General features: G+C 74.0%; 21 protein-coding genes and 1 pseudogene. 15 read left to right on the forward strand and 7 right to left on the reverse strand.

Annotated features, from left to right (window positions below; all coding sequences use genetic code 11):
- Nucleotides 1–24: 24 nt before the first annotated feature.
- The 4 genes from ME121_RS15445 to ME121_RS15460 are packed head-to-tail and all read left to right on the forward strand — an operon-like array spanning nt 25 to nt 6578.
- Nucleotides 25–1569, forward strand: coding sequence for an acetolactate synthase large subunit (locus tag ME121_RS15445; RefSeq protein WP_059409144.1), 1545 nt, complete (start codon nt 25–27; stop codon nt 1567–1569).
- Nucleotides 1566–3923: a penicillin acylase family protein gene (locus ME121_RS15450; RefSeq protein ID WP_059409132.1), complete on the forward strand. Its 2358-nt coding sequence runs from the start codon at nt 1566–1568 to the stop codon at nt 3921–3923. Before ME121_RS15445 ends, ME121_RS15450 begins: the two co-directional genes overlap by 4 nt.
- Before the next feature lie 31 nt (nt 3924–3954).
- On the forward strand, nt 3955–5427 hold the full coding sequence (locus tag ME121_RS15455; protein WP_012317900.1) for a M81 family metallopeptidase: 1473 nt from the start codon (nt 3955–3957) through the stop codon (nt 5425–5427).
- A gap of 8 nt (nt 5428–5435) precedes the next feature.
- The gene (locus ME121_RS15460) at nt 5436–6578 is read left to right on the forward strand and encodes a M20/M25/M40 family metallo-hydrolase (protein WP_024830909.1); all 1143 of its coding nucleotides are present in this window, start codon (nt 5436–5438) and stop codon (nt 6576–6578) included.
- A gap of 17 nt (nt 6579–6595) precedes the next feature.
- Here ME121_RS15460 and ME121_RS33670 read toward each other — a convergent pair whose 3' ends face one another.
- Both ME121_RS33670 and ME121_RS15465 read right to left on the reverse strand, forming a co-directional pair.
- The gene (locus tag ME121_RS33670; RefSeq protein WP_012317898.1) at nt 6596–6760 is read right to left on the reverse strand and encodes a hypothetical protein; all 165 of its coding nucleotides are present in this window, start codon (nt 6758–6760) and stop codon (nt 6596–6598) included.
- Nucleotides 6761–6845: 85 nt separating this feature from the next.
- The gene (locus ME121_RS15465; protein ID WP_059409133.1) at nt 6846–8240 is read right to left on the reverse strand and encodes an amidase family protein; all 1395 of its coding nucleotides are present in this window, start codon (nt 8238–8240) and stop codon (nt 6846–6848) included.
- A 319-nt stretch (nt 8241–8559) separates the two neighbouring features.
- Between ME121_RS15465 and ME121_RS33675 the strand changes: the two genes are divergently transcribed.
- Nucleotides 8560–8721, forward strand: a complete 162-nt coding sequence (locus ME121_RS33675) for a hypothetical protein (protein WP_012317896.1) — start codon at nt 8560–8562, stop codon at nt 8719–8721.
- A 63-nt stretch (nt 8722–8784) separates the two neighbouring features.
- Here ME121_RS33675 and ME121_RS15470 read toward each other — a convergent pair whose 3' ends face one another.
- Both ME121_RS15470 and ME121_RS15475 read right to left on the reverse strand, forming a co-directional pair.
- Nucleotides 8785–9708 carry a metallophosphoesterase family protein gene (locus ME121_RS15470; RefSeq protein WP_012317895.1) on the reverse strand — a complete coding sequence of 308 codons (924 nt, stop codon included), beginning with the start codon at nt 9706–9708 and terminating at the stop codon, nt 8785–8787.
- 61 nt (nt 9709–9769) lie between these two features.
- Nucleotides 9770–10285 (reverse strand): annotated as a pseudogene (locus tag ME121_RS15475) (VIT1/CCC1 transporter family protein); the annotation flags it as partial.
- A gap of 271 nt (nt 10286–10556) precedes the next feature.
- On the opposite strand from ME121_RS15475, the gene ME121_RS15480 reads away from it, so the two are divergent.
- The 3 genes from ME121_RS15480 to lpxK are packed head-to-tail and all read left to right on the forward strand — an operon-like array spanning nt 10557 to nt 13650.
- Nucleotides 10557–11342: a lysophospholipid acyltransferase family protein gene (locus ME121_RS15480; protein ID WP_059409134.1), complete on the forward strand. Its 786-nt coding sequence runs from the start codon at nt 10557–10559 to the stop codon at nt 11340–11342.
- Nucleotides 11339–12670 carry a 3-deoxy-D-manno-octulosonic acid transferase gene (locus ME121_RS15485; protein WP_059409135.1) on the forward strand — a complete coding sequence of 444 codons (1332 nt, stop codon included), beginning with the start codon at nt 11339–11341 and terminating at the stop codon, nt 12668–12670. Before ME121_RS15480 ends, ME121_RS15485 begins: the two co-directional genes overlap by 4 nt.
- The gene (gene lpxK / locus ME121_RS15490) at nt 12670–13650 is read left to right on the forward strand and encodes a tetraacyldisaccharide 4'-kinase (RefSeq protein ID WP_012317891.1); all 981 of its coding nucleotides are present in this window, start codon (nt 12670–12672) and stop codon (nt 13648–13650) included. Before ME121_RS15485 ends, lpxK begins: the two co-directional genes overlap by 1 nt.
- Nucleotides 13651–13653: 3 nt before the next feature.
- Here the strand turns inward: lpxK and ME121_RS15495 are convergent, their stop codons facing one another.
- Entirely contained in the window at nt 13654–13872 is a 219-nt protein-coding gene (locus ME121_RS15495) for a DUF2093 domain-containing protein (protein ID WP_012317890.1), read from the reverse strand.
- Between the two features lie 62 nt (nt 13873–13934).
- Complete coding sequence (locus tag ME121_RS15500) at nt 13935–14921, reverse strand: bifunctional riboflavin kinase/FAD synthetase (protein WP_059409136.1); 987 nt, start codon at nt 14919–14921, stop codon at nt 13935–13937.
- A gap of 280 nt (nt 14922–15201) precedes the next feature.
- Between ME121_RS15500 and ME121_RS15505 the strand changes: the two genes are divergently transcribed.
- The 6 genes from ME121_RS15505 to ME121_RS15530 all read left to right on the forward strand — a co-directional run bounded on the left by ME121_RS15505 (nt 15202) and on the right by ME121_RS15530 (nt 19346).
- Nucleotides 15202–15585 (forward strand): response regulator, encoded by a 384-nt coding sequence (locus tag ME121_RS15505; protein WP_012317888.1) that lies wholly within the window; start codon nt 15202–15204, stop codon nt 15583–15585.
- 110 nt (nt 15586–15695) lie between these two features.
- A complete protein-coding gene (locus tag ME121_RS15510) occupies nt 15696–16229 on the forward strand; it encodes a protein phosphatase CheZ (RefSeq protein ID WP_012317887.1) in 534 nt (177 codons plus the stop codon).
- Nucleotides 16230–16362: 133 nt separating this feature from the next.
- Nucleotides 16363–17151, forward strand: a complete 789-nt coding sequence (locus ME121_RS15515; RefSeq protein ID WP_012317886.1) for a creatininase family protein — start codon at nt 16363–16365, stop codon at nt 17149–17151.
- Between the two features lie 70 nt (nt 17152–17221).
- Complete coding sequence (locus tag ME121_RS15520) at nt 17222–17989, forward strand: DUF1223 domain-containing protein (protein WP_059409137.1); 768 nt, start codon at nt 17222–17224, stop codon at nt 17987–17989.
- A gap of 110 nt (nt 17990–18099) precedes the next feature.
- Nucleotides 18100–18657 carry a sigma-70 family RNA polymerase sigma factor gene (locus ME121_RS15525; protein ID WP_024830914.1) on the forward strand — a complete coding sequence of 186 codons (558 nt, stop codon included), beginning with the start codon at nt 18100–18102 and terminating at the stop codon, nt 18655–18657.
- Complete coding sequence (locus tag ME121_RS15530) at nt 18657–19346, forward strand: NrsF family protein (protein WP_012317883.1); 690 nt, start codon at nt 18657–18659, stop codon at nt 19344–19346. The genes ME121_RS15525 and ME121_RS15530 overlap by 1 nt, the downstream gene beginning before the upstream one ends.
- Nucleotides 19347–19420: 74 nt before the next feature.
- On the opposite strand, the gene ME121_RS15535 is transcribed toward ME121_RS15530, so the two are convergent.
- Nucleotides 19421–19912, reverse strand: coding sequence for a YcgN family cysteine cluster protein (locus ME121_RS15535; protein WP_012317882.1), 492 nt, complete (start codon nt 19910–19912; stop codon nt 19421–19423).
- Nucleotides 19913–20205: 293 nt separating this feature from the next.
- On the opposite strand from ME121_RS15535, the gene ME121_RS15540 reads away from it, so the two are divergent.
- Nucleotides 20206–22500 carry a transglycosylase domain-containing protein gene (locus tag ME121_RS15540; RefSeq protein WP_059409138.1) on the forward strand — a complete coding sequence of 765 codons (2295 nt, stop codon included), beginning with the start codon at nt 20206–20208 and terminating at the stop codon, nt 22498–22500.
- The last annotated feature ends 2 nt before the right edge of the window (nt 22501–22502 follow it).

Below are 22502 nucleotides of genomic sequence, written 5' to 3' on the forward strand. Positions count from 1 at the left end.
GTGACCGACGAGACGCCGCGCGCCATGAACGGGGCCGAGAGCTTGGTCCGGACCCTGGTGGAGGGCGGCGTCGAGGTCTGCTTCACCAATCCCGGCACCTCCGAGATGCACTTCGTCGCCGCCCTCGACCGCGTCGAGGGCATGCGCTGCGTCCTGTTCCTGTTCGAGGGCGGGGCGACCGGCGCCGCCGACGGCTACGCCCGCATGGCCGACAAGCCGGCCTCGACCCTGCTCCATCTCGGGCCCGGCCTCGCCAACGGGCTGGCCAACCTCCACAACGCCAAGAAGGCGCGCACGCCCGTCGTCAACATCGTCGGCGAGCACGCGACCTACCACCGGGAGTACAACGCGCCGCTCACCTCGGACATCGAGGGGCTGGCCCACCCGATGTCCTCCTGGGTGCGGACCGGCATGAGCGCGACCGAGATCGGCTCCGACGGCGCCGCCGCCATCGCGGCCGCCCGCACCGCCCCGGGTCAGGTCGCGACCCTGATCCTGCCGGCCAACACCGCCTGGGATCCCGGCACCGGCCCCGAGCCGGTGCCGCCGATCCCCGAGCGGGCGCGGGCGAGCGACGACGCGATCGCGGCGGCCGTGCGGGCCCTGCAGAGCGGCGAGCCCGTGCTCCTGCATCTCGGCGACCGGGCCGTGCGCGGCGAGGGCCGGGTGATCGCCGACCGGATCGCCCGCAAGACCGGCGCCCGGCTGATGGCGATGACCTCGAACGCCCGGATCGACCGCGGCGCCGGCACCGTGCCGATCGAGCGCCTCCCCTACCCGATCGACCAGGGGATCGCGGCGCTCAAGGACTTCCGCCACATCGTCCTGATCGGCGCGACCCCGCCGGTCGGCTTCTTCGCCTACCCGGGCAAGCCGAGCCTGCTGGCGCCGGAGGGCAGCACCACGATCACGCTGGCCACGCCCGAGGAGGACCAGATCGACGCCCTGGAGCGGCTCGCCGAGGCCGTCGCGGCCCCGCCCGCCGAGCCGGTCGCTATCGGGCCGCGGCCGAAGCTCCCGACCTCCGGTCCCCTCGACCAGGACACGATCGGGCAGGTGCTCGGCGCGCTGATCCCCGAGGGCGCGGTGATCTGCGACGAGTCGATCACCACGGGCCGCAACTTCTTCGCCCTGACCCGGGACGCCGCGCCCCACACCTGGCTCCAGCTCAGCGGCGGCTCGATCGGCCTCGGCATCCCGATGGCGACCGGCGCGGCCGTGGCCTGCCCCGACCGCAAGGTCATCAACCTGCAGGCCGATGGCAGCGGGCTCTACACGGTGCAGGCGCTCTGGACCCAGGCGCGCGAGCACCTCGACGTGGTGACGCTCGTCTGGTCGAACCGCTCCTACGCGATCCTGCGGGCGGAACTCACCAATGTCGGCGCGCTCAATCCCGGCCCGAAGGCGCTGGGCATGCTGAGCCTCGACGATCCGGCCGTGGATTGGGTGAGCCTCGCCCGCGGCTTCGGCGTCGCGGGACGGCGGGTCGAGACCCTGCCCGACTTCATCGAGGCGTTCCAGCACGCGCTGGCCAACCCGGGACCGCACCTCATCGAAGTGGCTCTGTGAGCGTGGCGACCTACGCCCTCCCCGGCCTCGACGGGCCGGTGGAGATCCGCGTCGACCGCTGGGGGCTGGCGCATATCCGCGCCGGCACCGCGCTCGACGCCTTCCGCGCGCAGGGGTTCAACGCGGCGCGGGACCGGCTCTGGCAGCTCGACCTGTGGCGCAAGCGCGGGCTCGGCCTGCTGGCGGCGGATTTCGGACCGGGCTACCTCGCCCAGGACCGGGCCGCCCGGCTGTTCCTCTACCGCGGCGACATGGCGGCCGAGTGGGCGGCCTACGGGCCGCAGGACACGCGGGCCATCGTCGCCGCCTTCGTGTCGGGGATCAACGCCTACGTCGCCCTCGCCGAGGCGCGGCCCGACCTGCGCCCGCCGGAATTCGCCCTGACGGGCACGCGCCCGGCCCTGTGGCAGCCGGAGGACGTGGTGCGCATCCGCAGCCACGCGCTGATCCGCAACGTCCTGTCCGAGGTCGCCCGCGCGCGGGTCCTCGCCCGCGGTCGCAGCCCGGCGGACGGGCTCGCCACGGACGATCTGCGCAAGCGGATCAGCCCGCCCCATGAGCCGGTCGTCCCGGACGGCCTCGACGCCGCCGACTGGCCGGACGACCTCCTCGATGCCTTCCGTCTCGCCACCGCGCCGGTCGGGTTCGGCCCGGACCGGATGGCGGCGACCCGCGCGGAGGCCTGGGACTGGTCGAGGGTCGACGCGCACGGGGCCGTCACGCGCGGTCCCCGCAGCGCGCCGAAGGAGCCGGCCGAGGGCTCGAACAACTGGGTGGTCGGGCCAGCCCGCACCGCCACCGGCCGGCCGATCCTGGCGAGCGACCCGCACCGGGTCTACCTGCAGCCCTCGCTGCGCTACGCCGTCCACCTCACCGCGCCGGGACTCGACGTGATCGGGGCCGGCGAGCCGGCCCTGCCCGGCATCTCCATCGGCCATAACGGCCACGCCGCCTTCAGCCTCACCATCGCGCCGATCGATCAGGAGGACCTGTTCGTCTGCGAGACCGACCCGGCCGATCCCGACCGCTACCGCTCCGGCGACGGTTGGGAACCGATCGCGCGCGTCGCGGAGCGGATCCCGGTGCGCGGCGGGCCGGACGAGACCGTGATCCTCGGCTTCACCCGGCACGGGCCGGTCCTCCGCGAGGAGAGGGGCCGCGCCTTCGCGCTGCGGACCGTCTGGACGGAGCCCGGCGCTGCCGCCTATCTCGGCAGCCTCGCCTATCTCGGCGCCACGACGCCCGAGGCCTTCGGCGAGGCCCTGCGCCACTGGTCGGCGCCCTCGGTGAACCAGCTCTACGCCGACGCGGCGGGGCGGATCGCGTGGTTCATGGCCGGCAAGGCGCCGGTGCGGCCCGGCCATGACGGGTTGCTGCCGGTGCCGGGCGACGGGCGGTACGACTGGGCCGGCTTCCACGATCCCGGCGCCCTGCCCCGGAGCGTCGATCCGGAAGCGGGCTGGCTCGCCACCGCCAACGAGATGAACCTGCCGCCGGACTATCCCGCGGAGGACCGGAGGGTCGGGTTCGAGTGGGCCGAGCCCTGGCGGGCCCGCCGCATCCGGGCCGTCCTCGGCGGGCAGGACCGGCACAGCCTCGCGGATTCGCGGGCGCTCCAGGGCGACGTGGTCTCCGAGCCGGCCCGGCGGCTGGCCGACCTGGTGCGCGCCCTGCCGGCGGCGGACGATCCCGACGCCGCCGCGGCCCGGGCCGTGCTGGCCGCGTTCGACGGCGCGCTGCACCACGGCTCCGCGGCGGCCGCCCTCATCGAGGTGGTCTGGGTCCGGCACCTGCGCCCGGCCCTGCTCGCGGCGCTCGTGCCCGATGCCGGCACGCGCCGCCTCCTGCCGCCCGGCGACACGCAGAGCCTGCTCGAGCGGCTGGAGACCGGTCTCGACCCGGCGACGCGCGCCGGCCTGATCAGCGACGCCCTCGGCGCCGGCCTTCGCACCTGCCGGGAGCGGATGGGCGCCGACCCGGCGCACTGGTCCTGGGGCCGCCTGCACCACGCGCTGTTCGCGCATCCGCTGACGGCCCAGGCGCCCGGATCCGGCTGGGACGTCGGCCCGCTGCCGGTGGGCGGCGCCGCGGCATCGGTCATGCACGCGGAGTACCGGACCGACACGTTCCGGCTCACCCACGGCGCCTCGTTCCGCATGGTCGTGGACGTCGGGGACTGGGACCGCTCGGTCTTCATCAACGTGCCGGGCCAGTCGGGAGACCCGGGAAGTCCGCACTACGCCGACCTGGCCCCGGTCTGGGGGCGCCAGGACTACGTGCCGATGCTCTACGGCCGCGCGGCCGTGGACGCGGCGACCGAGACGGTCATCACGCTGACCCCGAGCCCCGCCTGACCCGGCGGCCGGGACGGATTGGGACAGGACCTTGAAGATCTTCATCGCCGGCCTCGCCACCGAGACCAACACCTTCGCGCCGCTGCCCACCGGACGGTCGGCGTTCCACGCCGACTACGCCCGCCGGGACGGCAGCCGGAACCCGCCGAGCCTCAGCAATATCGGCCTCAAGGCCTGGCGCGCGATGGCCGAGGCGGACGGGCATACGGTCGTCGAGAGCCTCTCGACCTTCGCGCAGCCCGGCGGGATCACCCTGCGGGGCGTCTACGAGGAGCTGCGCGACGCCCTGCTGGAGGACCTGGAGGCCGCGATGCCGGTCGACGCGGTGCTGCTGTTCATGCACGGCGCCATGGTGGCCGAGGGGTACGACGACTGCGAGGGCGACACCCTGGAGCGGGTCCGCGCCGTCGTCGGCCCGGACGCCACGATCGGCGTCGAGCTCGATCTCCACTGCCACCTCACCGAGACGATGCGGACCAGCGCCGACGTCATCGTGATCTACAAGGAATACCCGCACACCGACATCGTCGACCGCGCCCGCGACCTGTATCCGCTGGTCGTCCGGACCGTGTCGAAGGACATCCGGCCGGTGATGGCCTACGCCGACTGCCGGATCGTCAACATGTGGCGCACCAGCCGCGAGCCGGTCGCGGGCTTCGTGCGCCGGATGGAGGCGCTGGAGGGGCGCGACGGGATCCTGTCGGTCTCATTCGGGCACGGCTTCCCCTGGGGCGACGTGGCGGATGTGGGCGCCAAGATGCTGGTCGTCGCCGACGGCGATGCCGCCCGGGCGCAGGCGCTGGCCGACGAGCTGGCCGGCGCCGTCTGGGCCATGCGGGAGGAGGCGGCGAGCCGCTGCGACACGATCGACGCGGCGATCGACCGCGCCCTCGCTTCCGACGACCCGCGCCCGATGGTGCTCGCCGACTTCGCCGACAATGCCGGCGCGGGCGCCCCCTCCGACAACACCGCGATCCTCGCCCGCCTCGCCGAGCGGGGCATCGCGGACGTGGCGCTCGGCCTGATCTGGGATCCCGGCGCGGTCGGCATCTGCCACGAGGCCGGCCTCGGGGCGACCTTCACCCTGCGGATCGGCGGCAAGTGCGGCGTGACCTCCGGGAACCCGGTGGACCTGCGCGTCACGGTCCGCGGCCTCTCGGACGACCACAGCCAGACCGGCCTCAGCGGCGGCCGGGCCCATCTCGGCCCCGCGGCGTGGGTGGAGGCGGACGGGATCCACGTGGTGCTGACCCACAAGCGCCAGCAGGCCTTCGCGCCCGACGCGTTCACGGGCCTCGGCCTGAGCCTCGACGACAAGCGGATCGTCGTGGTGAAGTCGATGCAGCACTTCTACGCCGCCTTCGCGCCGATCGCGAGCGAGGTCCGCTACGTCGCGGCGCCCGGCGCCGTCCCGCCGGATTACGGCGCGATCCCCTACACCAAGCGGTCCGGCCTCTACTGGCCGCGGGTCGCCGATCCGTTCGCCGAGGAGAAAGCCCGATGATCCCGGAGATGATCCCGGACCTGCGCTTCGACGCGCGCGACATCCTCGCGACCCTGGAGCCCTGGGTCCTGTGCGAGAGCCCGACCCACGACGCGGCGGCGGTCAACCGCATGATGGGCGTGGCCGCCCGCGATCTCGCGCTCCTCGGGGCCACCGTCGAGACGATCCCGGGCCGCATGGGCCTGAGCGACTGCGTCCGCGCCCGGTTCCCGCACCGGGACCGCGACGCGCCCGGCATCCTGGTGCTCGGCCACCTCGACACGGTGCATCCGGTCGGCACCCTCGGCAGCCTGCCCTGGCGGATCGAGGGCGACCGCGCCTACGGTCCCGGCATCCTCGACATGAAGGGCGGCAACGTCGTCGCGCTGGCGGCGATCCGCGCCCTGGCGGCGGCCGGGATCGAGACGCCGCTGCCGGTGACCGTCCTGTTCACCGGCGACGAGGAGGTCGGCAGCCCCTCCACCCGCGACCTGATCGAGGCGGAGGCCGCCCGCCACGCCTTCGTGCTGGTGCCCGAACCCGGCCAGCCCGAGAACGGGGTCGTCACCGGGCGCTACGCCATCGCCCGCTTCGAGCTCGAGGCCCTGGGCCGCCCGAGCCACGCCGGCGCCTCGCCCCACGAGGGGCGCTCGGCGATCCGCGCGATGGCGCGGAAGATCCTCGCCATCGACGCGCTGTCGGATGCCGACTGCACCGTCTCGACCGGGGTCGTCTCGGGCGGGCAGTGGGTGAACTGCGTCCCGACCGTCTGCCGCGGGCAGGCGCTCAGCATGGCGAAGCGGCAGGCCGACCTCGACCGCGGCGTCGCGCGGATGCTGGCCTTGTCGGGCGAGGAGGACGGCGTCCGCTTCACCGTGACCCGGGGCGTGACCCGGCCGGTCTGGGAGCCGGATGCCGGCTGCATGGCGCTCTACGAGCGGGCGCGCGCGCTGAGCGAGGCGCTCGGGCAGCCCCTGCCGCATCGCAGCGCCGGCGGCGGCTCGGACGGCAACTTCACCGGCGCCAACGGCATCCCGACCCTCGACGGGCTCGGGCCTCTGGGCCAGGGCTACCACACCCTGGAGGAGCACGTGCTGATCGAGAGCCTGCCGCGGCGGGCGCGGCTGTTCGCGGCCCTGCTCGCCAGCCTCGGCGCCGCCGGCCGGGCGTGAGCCCGGCCGTGCCGCGGTCAGGCGCGACCCCGGCCGAGGGCCGCGACCGCCAGCGCGCCCAGGAGCCCCCCGGCCGTGCCGCCGCCGAAGAAGCCCGCCAGGGCGAGGAGCGGCCCCGACGGCAAGGCCAGCAGACAGGTCAGGGTGCTTCCGAGGCACCCGCCGGTGGCGATCATCGACATGCCGCGCTCCATGCCGCGCTCTATGCAACCAATGGTTGTAAAAGCGGGGCCGCCACGGTTCGGTTCCGGCGGAGGCGGTTCGGCGTCAGGCCGGGTCGACCGGCATCTCCGGCACGCCGCCGGCCTCGATCGCCGCGCCGGCCGCGAGGCAGAGGTCTTCGCGGTAGCGGGCCGCGACCAGCTGGACGCCGACGGGCGTGCGCCCGACGAGGCCGGTCGTCACCGTGAGCGCCGGGACGCCGATCGGCGCCAGCCCGACCTGCAGCAGGTTCGCCTCGAAGGCCCGGGCGATCCCGGCATCGTCGGTGCGGTCGAGCCCGTCCGGGAAGGGCAGCTCGCCCGACACCGGGACCAGCAGCACGGGGTTCTCGGCGAGGAACAGCGCCCATTCCCGCGCCAGCGTCGCGCGCCGCGTCAGCGCCCGCGCGATGGCGTCGGGCGCCATCGCCTCGGCCCGCGGCCGGAAGCTCTCCAGGAGACCGATCGCCGCCGGATCCCCTTCCCGCTCGGCCGCGGCCCGGACCGCCGCGTAGCCGTCGCCGAGCCAGAGCTGGAGCTGGAGTTCGCTGGCCTCCCGGATCGGCGGGGTGTCGGCGATCTCGGTGACCGCCCACCCGGCCTCGACGAGGCGCCGCGCGGCCTCGCGCAGGGCGGTCTCCACTTCCGGTGCGGTGGCGAGTCCTCCGGGCCGCACGCAGAGGGCGACCTTGCGCGCGACCGGCGGCCCGTCCAGCGGTGCCGGCACCCACCACGGGTCGCGCGGGTCGGGCGCCGCCATGACCTCGAGGCCGAGGCGCACATCGGCGATGCTGCGGGCGAGCGGACCGGAGACCGCCATCAGCTGGGGGCCGATGCCGCGCTCGGGCGAGGACGCGTTCCAGGCCGGGATCCGGCCCAGGCTCGGGCGCAGCCCGTGCACCCCGCAGGCGTAGGCCGGGTAGCGCACCGAGCCGGCGATGTCGGTGCCGTGCGCGATCGCCCCGATCCCGGCCGCCACCGCGGCGCCGGCGCCGCCGGAGGAGCCGCCGGGCGTCAGCGCCGGGTCGCGGGGGTTCTTGGTAACCCCGTGGAGCTGGTTGGTGGTGAACCAGCGGAGCGAGAAGGCCGGCGTGTTGGTCCGCCCGAGCAGCACGGCGCCGGCCCGGCGCAGGTTGGCGACGACGGGGTTGTCGTCCGTCGCCACGAGGTCGCGCTGGAGGCGCAGGCCGTTCGTCGTCGCGAAGCCGCGCTGGTCGGCGTTGACCTTGATGGTGACCGGTACCCCCGCCAGCGGCCCGGGGGCCTCGCCGCGCGCGCGGGCGGCGTCCACCGCCTCCGCCTGCGCCAGCACGTCCTCGGGGCGATGCTCGACCACGGCGTTGATGCGCCCGTTGACGGCCTCGAGCCGGTCGAGGGCGTCCCGCGCGGCCTCCCGGGCCGAGACCTGGCCGGAGCGGATCAGGGCCGCGAGGTCGGTCGCCGTGAGACGCCAGAGCTGCATGGGTGTTCCTTTCGCGCGCCCGGACGGGCGGGATCCATCCTACGATTCGCACCGCCCGAGCGGCTCTCGGCCGGCGCGCGCAGCATATTCAAAATGCAAGACGCCGGCCGCTTTTTTGCGCATCCGCGGATCGCGAGCCCGGCCAAGGCTTTGCCGCATTGCAGCGGAAGGGCCTAAGCATTTCGGCGTATACGACCCTTGCCACCCTCGGAACGACTGATAACCTCGCCCTCGTTCGCGCGTTCGACCGGCCAATCCAGCGAGAAGGGACGATTTCCTCAGACGAAAGCAGGCAACCTCCAGCATAAGGCAGGCTCCCATGGCAGAGGTGATTCGCGTCAGGCCGACTCACGACGGCACCTATACCGTGTATCGCGGGACACTCGCGTTGATTTGCGGTCTCACCCGCCTCCAGGCCGAGCGCTACGAAGCAAGTCTCAGCCGACAGCAGCGCGCCGACCTCGCGGTCGCCGGCATCTGAACCGCATCCGTGCTGAACATTGACCCGGCACGGCCGTGATCGCGGCCGCGCCGGGTCGCGCCCTCAGGCGCGATCCGGCGCGTCGAGGTCCAGCGTGCCGAGGTCGGTCACGGTGCCCGACGCGTCGAGGCCCCGCCGGCGGGCCGTGACCGCGTAGCCCTGTTCCGCCCGGCCGATCTCGAACAGCAGGTAGGAGGCCCGGCGCGACGCGATCGCCCCGTGCCCGTCCGGGCGCGCCGAGGCGGAGGGGGCGCCGATGACCGGAACGGTCCGCCCGTCCGGCCCCGCGATCCGGGCGGTGCTGGTGACGTGATTGTGACCGTGCAGGATCAGGTCCGCGCCGGCCCGCCCGACCATCGCGGTGAACGCCGCCGCGTCCTTGAGCTCGCGCCCCGGCGAGGCTCCGCCGGGCTGCGGCGGATGGTGGATCATCACCACCCGGAACGGCCGACCGGGCTCGGTGGCCAGGGCGCGGAGCAGGGTCTCGGCCGCGGCGAGCTGCGACGCGCCGAGGCGGCCGGTCGCCACGAAGGGCTTCGTCGGGATCGCGCTGGACAGGCCGACCAGGGCCAGGGGCCCGCGCCGCCGCAGGTACGGGAAGTGGCCCCACGAGCCCGAATCGTCCCCCGTGTAGCGGCCGCAGGCGGCGAGCAGGCCCTCCAGGGAGCCGCGGACATAGGCGTCGTGGTTGCCCGGCACGAAGCTCACCGCTTCGGGGGAGCCCAGAGCCTCCAGGAAGGTGCGGGCGGTCTCCCACTCGCTGGGCAGGCCGATGTTGCACAGGTCGCCCGTACAGGCCACGTGCCCGGCGCCCTGCGCCTTCAGGTCGGTGACCAGCGCCTCCAGCACGGTCATGTCGTGGCTGCGCGAGCGCCCGCGCCGCCAGTTGGCGTAGCCGGTGGCGCGCTTGCCGATGAGCTGGCGGAGGCGCACCCGGCCGAGGGGGCCGACATGCGGGTCGCTGAGATGGGCGAGGCGGAAGGTCAACGCCGGTGGTCACCCTCGACACGGGGAAAGGCGCCCCGCATCGCGGGCGCGGCGCGTCCCGTCAAGCGCTTCCGATCAGCATCCCGACGACCAGCACCAGCGCGCCGCCGAGCATGACCTGCAGGGCCGCGCGCCAGAACGGCGTCGCCATGAAGCGCGTGCGGATCGCCGCGATGACGGCGAGTTCCACGATCACCACCAGGATCGCGAGGCTCGTCGCCAGGACGAACGGGTTCGGCCAGCCGGCCGGGAGCGTGTCGGGAATCGCGTAGGGCAGCGTGTGGCCGAGGCCGCCGAGGGTCGTCATCGCCCCGCAGACCAGGCCGCGCAGCCACGGGTCGCCGCGGCCCGTGACGGCGCCGTCGTCCGACAGGGCCTCGGTGAACCCCATGCTGATGCCGGCGCCGACCGAGGCCGCGAGCCCCACCAGGAAGGTCGCGCCGTTGTGACCCGTGGCGAACGCCGCCGCGAAGATCGGCGCGAGGGTCGAGACCGAGCCGTCGATCAGGCCGGCGAGGCCGGGCTGCACGTAGCGCAGCACGAAGGCGCGGCGCGCTTCGGCGTGCAGTTCGGCAGCGCTGTTGAGAGCGGCAGCCATGGGAAGCTCCTTCTTTTGATCCATTCCAATCTATACTCTGGAATTGATCTAAACAAGGAGCGCTGCCGTGTTTTCGCCGCGCCGCGGGAGCATCCGCGGCGCCGGGATGCCCGCCGATCTCGGCGGCCTATCCGTGTGGTTGTGGACGAGGCCGATTGTCTCGTCTCCGGAGCGGGGGCTAGACCATGCGCGGTCGAATTCGATCCGGACCCGATCGGGCGGCGGCGCGCCGGCCCGACCCAAGCGTGACATGAGCCTCGGTAAGCGTCTCCTCCGTAACCCGCCCGTGCAGCGCCTCCTCGGCCGCCTCGCGGCGGCCTATCTGCGGCTCGTGCGCCTCACCAACCGCTTCGAGATCCAAGCGGGCGAGGCGCCCGCGGGCGCGGCGGACGGGTGGATCGACGCGCGCACGCCGCTGATCCTCGGCATGTGGCACGGCCAGCACATCATGATGCCGCTCCTGCGCCGGCCGGGCGACCGCGTCGCGACGATCATCTCGCGGAACCAGGACGGGAATATCAACACCATCGCGCTGGAGCGATTCGGCGTCCGCGTCATGCGCGCCTCGGGCGCCCGCGGCCGCGGGCGCGCCACCGATCAGCGCGCCAAGGGCGGCGCGGAGGGCCTGCGGGCGATGCTGCGGGCCCTGAAGGCCGGCGAATCCGTGGCGTTCAGCGCCGACGTGCCGAAGGTCTCGCGCCGGTGCGACGCCGGGATCCTCACCCTCGCGCGCTTCTCCGGCCGGCCGATCGTCCCGGCGGCCGTGGTGACGAGCCGGCACCTGCGCTTCAACTCGTGGGACCGGGCCTGCCTCGGGCTGCCCTTCGGCCGCGGCGCGATCGTGCTGGGCGACCCGATCTACGTCCCGCGGGACAGCGAGGGCGAGGCGTTCGAGGCGCTCCGCCGCTTCGTCGAGGCCGAGATGAACCGGGTCCACGCCCGCGCCTACGCGCTCGTCGGGCGCGCCGACCGGGCGGCGCTCTACCGCGACCCGCTCCCCGAGACGCGGCGCGCGCCGGTGGGAGACCTCGCGTGAGGCGCCCCTCCGTGACCCTGCCGCTGCAGGCCTACCGGACCGGCCTGCGCATCGGCGAGCCGGCGCTGACCGGTCTGCTCGCGTGGCGCGCGCAGCGCGGCAAGGAGGATCCGCGCCGGCTGCCGGAGCGGCGGGGCCTGCCGGGGCGGGCCCGGCCGGTCGGGCCGCTCGCCTGGATGCACGGCGCCAGCGTGGGCGAGGCCCTGTCGCTGATCGGGCTCGTCGAGGGCATGATCGCCCGCGGCTTCTCGGTCCTCGTCACCACCGGCACGCGCGCGGCCGCCGAGCTGGTCGGCGGCCGGCTGCCCCCGGGCGCGGTGCACCAGTACATGCCCCTGGACGCGCCGCGCTGGGTCGGACGGTTCCTCGATCACTGGCAGCCGGACCTCGCGGTGATCGCCGAGTCGGAGATCTGGCCGAACACGATCCTGGCGCTCGACGAGCGCGAGATCCCGCTGATCCTGGTCAACGGGCGCATGTCGGAGCGCTCGTTCCGGGGCTGGGAGCGCTGCCCGCGCACCGCGAAGGCGCTCCTGGCGCGGATCGCGATCTGCCTCACGCAGACCCAGGAGGACGGCGAGCGCTTCGCCAAGCTCGGCGCGCCGCGCGTGAGCATCGCCGGCAACCTCAAGTTCGACGCGTCGGTGCCGCCGGCCGACGCGCAGCAGCTCGCCTATCTGGGATCCATGGTGGCCGGCCGGCCGGTCTGGGTCGCGGCGAGCACGCATCCCGGCGAGGAGGCCATGGTCGCCTACGCGCACGCGATGCTGAAGGCGCAGTTTCCCCAGCTCCTGACCATCATCGCCCCGCGCCACCCGGCGCGGGGCGGCGAGGCCGTCGCCTGCGCGAACGCCGTCGGCCTGCGCAGCGCGCTGCGGTCCACCGGCGGGCGGCCCCATCCCTCGATCGAGGTCTACGTCGCCGACACGATCGGCGAGCTGGGCCTGTTCTATCGCCTCAGCCCCCTGGTGTTCCTCGGCGGCTCCCTGGTCCCGCGGGGCGGCCAGAACCCGATCGAGCCGCTGCGTCTCGAATCAGCGGTGCTGCACGGGCCGCACACCGAGAATTTCGGCGTGATCTACCAGGCCCTCGACCGCGCCGGCGGCGCCGTGCCGGTGCGCGACGGCGTCGAGCTGGCGGCGGTCGCCGCCGAACTTCTCGGTGACCGGCAGCGCCTCGCCGACATGGCCCGCGCCGGGCAGCGCGCCCTGGAGCCGTTCGAGGGGGCGGTGGCGCGCACGCTCGCGGTCCTCGACCCGTTCGTGGCGCAGATGAAGCTCCAGCGCCTCGACCGCGGCAGCCCCGCGCGCCCGCTCGCGCGGGCCTGATGCGACCGCCGGCCTTCTGGGCCGCGGGGCCGGACCATCCGGCCGCGCGCGGGCTGGGGCCGCTCGGCGCGGTCTACGGGGCGCTGGCGGCGCGACGGATGGACCGACCCGGCGCGCGGGCCGGCTGCCCGGTCCTGTGCCTGGGCAACTTCACCCTCGGCGGTGCCGGCAAGACGCCGGCCGCCCTGGCGGTGGCGGCCCTCGTCGCCGAGCTCGGCGCCGCGCCGGCCTTCCTGTCGCGCGGATACGGCGGCCGGCTCGCGGGTCCGGTGCGGGTCGATCCCGCGCACCACGCCGCCGCCGAGGTCGGCGACGAGCCGCTGCTCCTCGCCCGCCGCGCCCCCGCGGTCGTCGCCCGCGACCGCCCGGCCGGGGCCGCCCTGTGCCGGAGCCTCGGCGCCGACGTCATCGTGATGGATGACGGCCTCCAGAACCCGAGCCTCGCGAAGGACCTCAGCCTCGCGGTGGTCGACGGCCCCGCCGGCCTCGGCAACGGCCTGCCGTTCCCCGCGGGGCCGCTGCGCGCGCCGCTCGCCCGGCAATGGCCGCATGTCGGCGGCCTGATCGTGATCGGGAACGGGGCCGGAGGCGACGCGGTCGCCCGGGCGGCCGAGCGGCGCGGCCTCCCGGTCCACGGGGCGCGCCTCGTCCGTGAGGCGGACGATCTGGCCGGCCGCCGCTGCCTCGCCTTCGCGGGGATCGGCCGCCCGGAGAAATTCTACGCGACCCTGGCCGAGGCGGGGGCGGTGATCGTCGGGACGCGCCCCTACCCCGACCATCATCCCTACCGGGCGCGCGAGCTGGCGGCCCTTGCCGAGGCGGCCCGGCGCCTCGACGCCGAGCTCGTCACCACCGAGAAGGACGCGGTGCGCCTGCCTCGGGCCTTCGCGGCGGGCGTGCGGGTGCTGCGCGTCCGCCTCGCGTTCGACGACGCGGAGGCGCTGCGCCGGCAGATCCGCGGCGCGCTCGGTGCGCCGTGAGCGTCAGGGGCGGCCGGTTTCCTTCAGCCGCTTGAGGATCGCCTCGGGGGAGACGTACGCCTCCTGGCGGGCGGCGCTCCAGTAGCGCAGGGCGTCGAGCGGGATCGGCTCGCCGGTCACCGCGCAGCGCACGAAGCTGCCGGGCTTCACCACCCGCATGGTGCCGTCGCCGTACTCGACGACCGCCTCGCCGTTGTTCGCGCGCTCGTAACGACCCAGCACGTCCGCCTCCTGCTCGATGGTACCTTCTACACGATCCGCGCGCCCCGCGATGCCCGCAAGGCTCAGGTCAGCATCGACGGGGTCTCGTCCCGCGCGAGCATGGCCCGGGCCGCGGCCGCATCGACGTGCATACGCTCGACGAGCGCCTCGGCGCTGGCGAAGCGCTCCTCGCCGCGGATATAGCCGACGAACTCCACGGCGACGTCCTGCCCGTAGAGATCGCCGGAAAAGTCGAACAGGTAGGTCTCCAGCAGCGGCGCCCCGTCGTCGAAGGTTGGGCGACGCCCGTAGCTCGCCACGCCGTCGCGGAACGCGCCCGAGGCCAGGCGGACCCGCACCGCGTAGATGCCGTGCGCGAGCCCGCAATCGGGCAGCATCACGTTGGCGGTGGGGAAGCCCAGCTGGCGGCCGCGCTTGTCGCCGTGGCGGACCGCGCCGAGGACGAACCAGCGATAGCCGAGAAGGGCGTTCGCGCGGGCGACGTCGCCGGCCGCGAGGGCCGCGCGGATCGCGCTCGAGGAGACCGGCGCGGTCTCGCCGCCGAGGGCGACCGGCGCCACGATGCGGCAGCTCATCCCCGCCTCCCGGCACAGGTCGGCCAGGATCGCGGGCGTGCCCTCGCGGCCGCGGCCGAAATGAAAATCGTGCCCGACGACCACGCCGGACAGGCCCAGGGATCCCTTCAGGAAGTCGAGCACGAAGGCGCGGGCGCCGGTCTCGGCCAGGGCCCCGTCGAAGCGGCGCACGATCAGCCCGTCGAGGCCGAGATGCGCGAACACGATCTCCTTCGCGGCGGGGCCGGTCAGCCGGAACATCGGCGCGTCGGGCATGAAGTACGCCCGCGGGTGCGGCTCGAAGGTCAGGATCGCCGACGGGCGGCCGGCCGCGCGGGCGGCGGCGCGCACGCTGTCGACGAGCGTCCGGTGCCCGAGATGGACGCCGTCGAAGTTGCCGATCGCCGCCACGGCCCCGGCCAGGGCGGGTGTGACGGGGGCGTCGGCGCGGCAGATCGTGAAGGGTCGCGCGGCCGTGTCGTCGCCTGGGGCCATCGGTTCGGGGTCGAGTGCTCGGAAGGGTCGGATGGGGTCGCCTGACATGTCCGCGAGGGGCCCGACGCGGCCGGACCCTGCCCAAAGGCGCCCGGAGGGTCAAGCGACCGAACCCCGGTCGCCTGCCGGCCACGCGCCGGCCACGCCGATTAACGGCTTCGCAATGCGCATGCCCTATTTGAAATGCTGTGCAGCGCAGCTAAATTGCAGCGTTAGCGAAGCGTTAATCTATCCGGGAGCCGCCGCGGCTTCCCGCCGGGCAATACGGAGCAGTTGTTCGATGGCTCTCGACCTGAGCATGCCGATCCTCGTTGTCGACGATTACCAGACGATGGTCCGCATTATTCGCAATCTACTGAAGCAGCTCGGCTTCGAAGAGGTCGACGACGCTTCCGACGGGACCGAGGCCCTCGCGCGGCTGAAGGGTCGCAAGTACGGGCTGGTCATCTCCGACTGGAACATGGAGCCGATGACCGGCTACGAGCTGCTCCGTCACGTGCGGGCCGACGAAAATCTTCGCACGACGCCGTTCATCATGGTGACGGCCGAATCGAAGACCGAGAACGTGATCGCGGCCAAGAAGGCCGGCGTGAACAACTACATCGTCAAGCCCTTCAACGCGGCCACGCTGAAGTCGAAGATCGAGGCGGTCTGCGGGAGCTGATCGCTCCCCGTCTTCGTCCCCCGCACCGTCCGGGCGGATCGCTCCGGCGCCGCTGGGCGCCGAGACGTGGCGTGGCCGGCCAGGACGGCCACAGATCCGAGGAGGAGAGCATGTCGACAGCCGCCGCGCGGCAGACCGATCTGCGGCTTCGGGAGCCGCAGACGGTCATCGCCGAGCTGATCGAGATCGCCGATTACATCGCCCATCTCCGCGAGGAGATCGGGGCCTTGCGCGCGAACGAGATGAGTCGCGACCGGATCCCCATGGCGCACGAGGAGCTCGGCAGCGTCGTGCAGGCGACGGCCGGCGCCACCAACACGATCATGGAGGCCGCCGAGGCGATGCTCGGCCTGCCCGACGGGCCGGGCTACCGCGACGCGGTCGAGGAGCGCATCAACACGATCTTCGAGGCCTGCGCGTTCCAGGACATCACCGGCCAGCGGATCGCCAAGGTGGTCGAATCGCTCCGCCTGTTCGAGCAGCGCCTCGCCCGCTTCGTCGGCGCCGTGAAGGCCCGCGACGCGGCCTCCATGGATCCCGCCGAGCGCGCCCGGCGGACCCGGGCCGAGGACCTCATGCTGAACGGCCCGCAGGCCGTGGAGGCCATGCCTTCCCAGGACGACATCGACGCGCTGTTCGCCTGACGCGATCCGGGCCGGCACGGGGCCCGTCGTCCGGAGGTCGGCCGCCGGCGCGGCGGTCGACTCGGCGGCCGCCTGCCGGCTAGATCGCCTCCCGGACCCGCCCCGACGCGGGTCGGGAGGAGGCCGCGGCAGGATGACGGCGCAGTTCTGGTCCGAGCTGACCACCGATGACTTGGCCCGACGCGACATGGGCCGCGCGATCGCCGTCCTGCCGGTGGCTGCCACCGAGCAGCACGGTCCCCACCTGCCCCTCGCGACCGACACCCTCATCGCCGAGGGCTACCTCGCCCGGGTGCGCGACGGCGTGCCGGCGGATCTCGACGTGCTGCTGCTGCCGGTCCAGCCCGTGGGCAAGTCCGACGAGCACGACGCGTTTCCCGGCACCCTCTCTCTGGAGACCGGCACCGCCCTCGCCGCCTGGACGGGGATCGGCGCGGCCGTCCACCGCGCCGGCTGCCGCAAGCTGGTGATCGTCACGAGCCACGGCGGCAACAGCGCGCTCATCGATCTCGTGGCGGGCGAGCTGCGCGCCCGGTTCGGCATGGTGGCGGTCACGACCTCCTGGGCGCGGCTCGGCTATCCCGACGGCCTGTTCCCGGCGGACGAGATCGCCCACGGCATCCATGCCGGCGGCATCGAGACGGCGCTGATGCTCGCCCTGCGGCCGGATCTCGTCCGGACCGACCGGGTCGCGGATTTCCCGCCCCGCACGCTGTCGATGATCCGCGATTTCACCCACCTGCGCGCCGGCCGCCCCGCGGCCTTCGCCTGGAAGGCCGGCGACCTCCAGGCTTCGGGTGCGATGGGCGACGCGCGACTCGGCACCGCCGAGGCCGGCCGGGCGGCGCTCGACCACGGCGCCCGGGCCTTCGTCGCCCTGCTGCGCGACGTCGACGCCTTCGAGCTCGCGCCGCCGGTGTAACCGCCGCCGCGCCGCCGCCGAAGGAGCCGGTACGCCGGGTACGAAGCGCCGGCGTGCGGGAGTTCCGGCCATGCGCCCTACCCTCTTGATCGCCGCCGCCCTCCTGTGCGGCGGCCTCTATCGGGCCGACGCGGCGGAGCGCCCCGTCGTCGTCGAGCTGTTCACCTCGCAGAGCTGCTCCTCGTGCCCGCCCGCGGAGGCGCTGATCGGCCGCCTCGCCCGCGAGCCGGCGGGGGCGCGGGGCGACGTCCTGCCGCTCGCGTTCCACGTCACCTACTGGAACCATCTCGACTGGCGCGATCGCTACGCCCTGCCGGCAGCCACCGCGCGCCAGGAGGCCTACGTGGACCGCCTCGGCGGCTCCACCTACACGCCGCAGGCGGTGGTCGACGGGCAGGTCGGGCTGGTCGGCTCCGACGAGGCGGCCCTGCGCGCCGCGATCGCGCGCGCCCGGCAGGCCGGGCCCGGCATTCCCGTGACGCTGGCCCGCGACGGCGAGCAGGTCGTCGCGCAGGTCGGGGCCGGGGCGGAGGGCGGCGGCTCCGCGGGCCGCGTCCTGCTGATCGGGTACGATCCGAGCCACACCACCCGCGTGCTGCGCGGCGAGAACGCCGGTCGCACCATCGAGCAGGCCAACATCGTCCGGTCGGTGCGCGATCTCGGGCGCTGGTCCGGCTCCGCCGCGACCTTCGCGTCGGCGCGTCCCGAGGGCGAGGCGGCCGCCCTGCTGCTCCAGTCCGATGACGGGCGCATCCTCGGCGCCGCGCGCCTCGCCGCTTCCTCCGCCGCTTCCCCCGCTGCTTCCCCCGCCGGGGCCGTCCTGGAGGCCGTGCGATGATGCTCGCCGTTCCGGGCGGGATGCCCGCGCGCGGCTGGGCGCTGGCGTCGGGATCGGACCGTGGGGTAGATACGCCGCGTGCCGGGGGACGGAACGACGGCGGAGCCCGGATGGCGCTCGAACAGGAACTGGCGACCCTGATGACGGCGGCCCAGGGCGGCGACGCGGCCGCCTATCGCGCGCTGCTGAAGGCCTGTCTGCCCGTGGTCTCGGCGATCGCGCGGGCGCAGGGCGTGCGCGGCGAGGCGGTGGACGACGTCGTGCAGGACGCGCTGATGACCGTCCACCGCGCCCGGGCGAGCTACGATCCCGCCCGGCCGTTCCTGCCCTGGCTGCGCGCCATCACCCAGCGGCGCGCCATCGACCGGCTGCGCCGCGCCGGGCGGCGCCCGCGGGAGGTCAACGACCCGCTGGCCTACGAGGCGGAGGTCGATCCGGGGCCGGCCCCCGGCCAGGGGCTGGAGGCGCGGGACCGGGCCGCCGCGCTGGCCAGGGCGGTGGCGGCCCTGCCCGACGGCCAGCGGCAGGCGGTGGAGCACCTGGGCCTGCGCGAACTGTCGCTCGACGAGACCGCGGCCCTCACCGGCCGCAGCAAGGGGGCCCTCAAGGTGAACCTGCACCGGGCGCTGAAGGCGCTCCGGGCCAGCCTGACGCAGGAGCGGGAGTGATGCCCGGAGAGGGGAGCAACTGGGCCGGCGGCGACCTGTCCCGTCACGAGCGGCTCGTCGAGGAACTCGCGGGCGGGCTCGAACCCGTGCGGCCGCTGCCGGCGCCGGAGGCCCGGGCGGCCCTCTGGCTCGGCGCGACGCTGGTGATCGGCGTCGTCCTCGCGGCCTGGATCGGGACCGGCGGCTTCATGCTGCGCATGCATGTACCGGATCTGGCCCTCGCGGCGGTCGGCGCCGTGCTGACGGCGATCACCGCGGCCTTCGCGGCCTTCGTCACGAGCGTGCCGGGACGGTCCGGCCGCTGGGCGCTGCTGCCGCTTCCGCCCCTCGCCCTCTGGGTCGGCGCGAGCGGGCTGGGCTGCCTGCGCGACTGGATCGCGCCCGGGGCCGACATGCCCGGCGAGCACGCGATCACGGGCTGCTTCAGCTTCCTGATCTGCGTCTCGGTGCCGCTGTCCGTGCTGATCGTCGTGATGCTGCGGCGCGCCTGTCCCCTGCGACCGAACCTCACGGCGGCCCTCGGGGGGCTGGCGGTGGCCGCCGCGGCGGCGGCGCTGCTGATGCCGGTTCACCCGCACGACGCGACCGCCACGGACCTGCTGTTCCACGCGGCGGCGGTCGCCATCGTCATCGCGGCGAACGGATTGGCCGGCGGCCGGCTGCTCGGCCGGGACTTCGGGGTCGGCTAGGGCGTACCGGTCGAGGCGGCGCGGCCGCTCCGGCGTGAGCGGGGCCGCGGGCGTCGGGCGCGGGCGCGGACGCCTCAGGCGGCGCTCGGATCGAGGCCAGGCCAGTCCACGATCCGGTCCGGCAGCTCGTCCTCCGAGAATTCCTCCTCGTTGCCGCTGAGCCGGCCGCGGACCGAGATGCCCGCCTCGTGCACGCTCGCGGCCCGGCCGGAGACCAGGGGGTGCCACGGGTAGAGCGGCTGCCCGTCGCGCACGAGCCGGTACGCGCAGGTCGGCGGCAGCCACGCGATCGACCGCACCGCCTCGGGCGTCAGGCGCACGCAGTCGGGCACGCGCTTCTGCCGCCTTGCGTAGTCGCGGCACCGGCAGGTCAGGCCGTCGAGCAGCGTGCAGCCGATATCGGTGTGGTGGACCGCGCCGGTATCCTCGTCCTCGAGCTTCATCAGGCAGCACCGGCCGCAGCCGTCGCACAGGCTCTCCCACTCGGACGGGGTCATGGCTTCGAGCGTCTTGGTCCGCCAGAACGGCTCGACCGCCCCGCGGCGCGGCGCCTCGGGCTTGGGCATCGGAAAAGTCTCTCGACTGGGAAGGCGCCTCTCTGCCCGAGGCGCGGCACCGCTGCAAGCGCGGCCGCCGACGGGTCCCATGCGACCGGATCGCGCCGCCGCGCGTTACGCCCGGGCTCGTCCGCGGCGAATCGCGAGACTGCGCAGAGCCTCGCCGCCGGTTCCGGATCCTGCTATGGACGTCGGATGCCGTGCGGCGGCGCCGGCGCAGGGTTCGTCTCCGCGGCGCGGGCGCCCGACCATCCGCCGCCAGGATCCGCCGCAGAGGCGCTCGACAAGCCGGGTTCGACATCGTGCGCCTGCCGACGTTCACCGAGATCAAGGTCCGCCTCGAACGCGCCGCCCTCGCCTTCGACGCCTGGGTCAACGCGAGCCTGTACGACGGCGGCCAGTCGACCGGTCAGGCCTACGAGCGCTTCCAGCGCGTCATGAGCCGCTTCGCGGTGCGCGGCTGGAAGCGCGCCGCCCTCGACCTGACGAGCGAGGGCGTCACCATCGGGACCGGCGGCGCCATCCTGATGCTCGCCCTGGCGCAGCCCGCCTTCCAGCTCACCAGCGAGAACTGGCTGAAGCAGCAGGACCTCGCCGTCACCTTCCTGGACCGTTACGGCACCGAGGTCGGGCGCCGGGGCATCAAGCACGACGACTCGCTGAAGCTCGACGAGTTTCCCGACATCATGATCAAGGCGCTGGTCTCCACGGAGGACCGGCGCTTCTACGAGCACTGGGGCATCGACCCGATCGGCACGCTGCGGGCGCTGGTGAACAATTCCCGCGGCGGCAGCGGCACGCAGGGCGGGTCCTCGATCACCCAGCAGCTCGCCAAGAACCTGTTCCTGACGAACGAGCGCTCCCTGGAGCGGAAGATCAACGAGGCCTTCCTGGCCCTGTGGCTCGAGAGCCATCTCACCAAGAACGAGATCCTGAAGCTCTACCTCGACCGCGCGTATATGGGCGGTGGAACCTTCGGCGCGGTGGCGGCCGCGGATTACTATTTCGGCAAACCGCTCAAGGACATCAGCCTCGCGGAGGCCGCCATGCTGGCGGGCCTGTTCAAGGCGCCGACCAAGTACGCCCCGCACGTCAACCTGCCGGCGGCCCGCGCCCGGGCGGCGGACGTGCTGCACAACATGGTGGAGGCGGGCTTCGTCACCGAGGGCCAGATCCAGACGGCGCTGCGCAACCCGGCGACGCCGGTGACCCGCACCCGCGACATCACCGCCGACTACTACCTCGACTGGGCCTTCGGCGAGATCAAGGCGATGGCCGATGCCGGCAAGCTGCGCAACGACCGCGTGCTGACCGTGAAGACGCCGCTCGACCTCGCGATCCAGAAGCGCGCCGACGAGGTGGTGGCCGACATCCTGCGCAAGTCCGGCGACGCCTACGACGTGGACGAGGCCGCCATGGTGATCCTCGATCCCGACGGGGCGCTGCGCGCCATGGTGGGCGGTGCCGATTACGGCGAGAGCCAGTTCAACCGCGCCACCGACGCGCTGCGCCAGCCCGGCTCCTCGTTCAAGCCCTACGTCTACTCGGCCGCCCTGAACTCGGGCCTGTTCAAGCCCGACACGACCGTGGTCGACAGCCCCGTCTGCATCGGCAACTGGTGCCCGCAGAACTACGGCCGCTCCTATGCCGGCCGGGTGCCGATGTGGCTCGCGGTGGCCAAGTCGATCAACACGATCCCGATCAAGATCTCCATCGCCCTCGGCAAGGCGATGGGCATCACCCACGAGGCGAAGGCCGCGAAGGCGGGCCGCGCGAAGATCATCGAGCTCGCCCACAAGATGGGCATCACCTCGAACCTGATCGACACGGTCTCGATGCCGATCGGCTCGGACGAGGTGACGGTCATCGACCAGGCGGCGGGCTACGCGGTGTTCGCCAACGGCGGCTTCCGCGCCAGGCCCTACGCGGCCATCGAGGTGAAGAACTCGTCCGGCGAGGTGATCTACCGCCACGCCGACGAGGCGCCCGAGCGGGTGCTCGCGCCCCAGGTCGTGGCGGACATGAACTTCATGCTCAACAAGGTCGTCGAGGAGGGCACCGGCAAGCGGGCGCAGCTCGAGGGCGTGAAGGTGGCCGGCAAGTCCGGCACGACGAACGCCTACCGGGACGCGTGGTTCGTCGGCTACACCGGCAATTACGTCGGCGCCGTCTGGTTCGGCAACGACGACCACACCTCGACCAACAAGCTCACCGGCGGCTCCCTCCCGGCCCAGCTCTGGCACGACGTGATGGAGCCGGCCCACCAGGGCATCGAGATCAAGGGTCTGCCCGGCCTGAAGGAGAGCCCGCGCGCCGCCCAGCAGCAGGCCTCCGGCGGCCCGACCGCGCCGACCGATCCCAATGCCAGCGCCTACGGCAAGCTCTCCCGCCGCTCCTTCGAGGTGATCAGCGGCCTGAACGGCCTGTTCCGCACCGTCGAGCGCGCCCCCGGATCCGCCGCGGACGCGCCCGCCAACGCCGGGGACGCGCCGAAGACGGGCCGGAAGCCCGGCGACCGGGCGGCGGCGCCGTCGGGTCAGCTGCGCGAGGTCGCCGAGGGCGCCCGCCCGGTCGGCGGCTTCACCGAGGTCCGGTGAGC

It is taken from the genome of Methylobacterium sp. ME121, assembly GCF_000974725.1.
In the GTDB taxonomy this organism is placed as follows: domain Bacteria; phylum Pseudomonadota; class Alphaproteobacteria; order Rhizobiales; family Beijerinckiaceae; genus Methylobacterium; species Methylobacterium radiotolerans.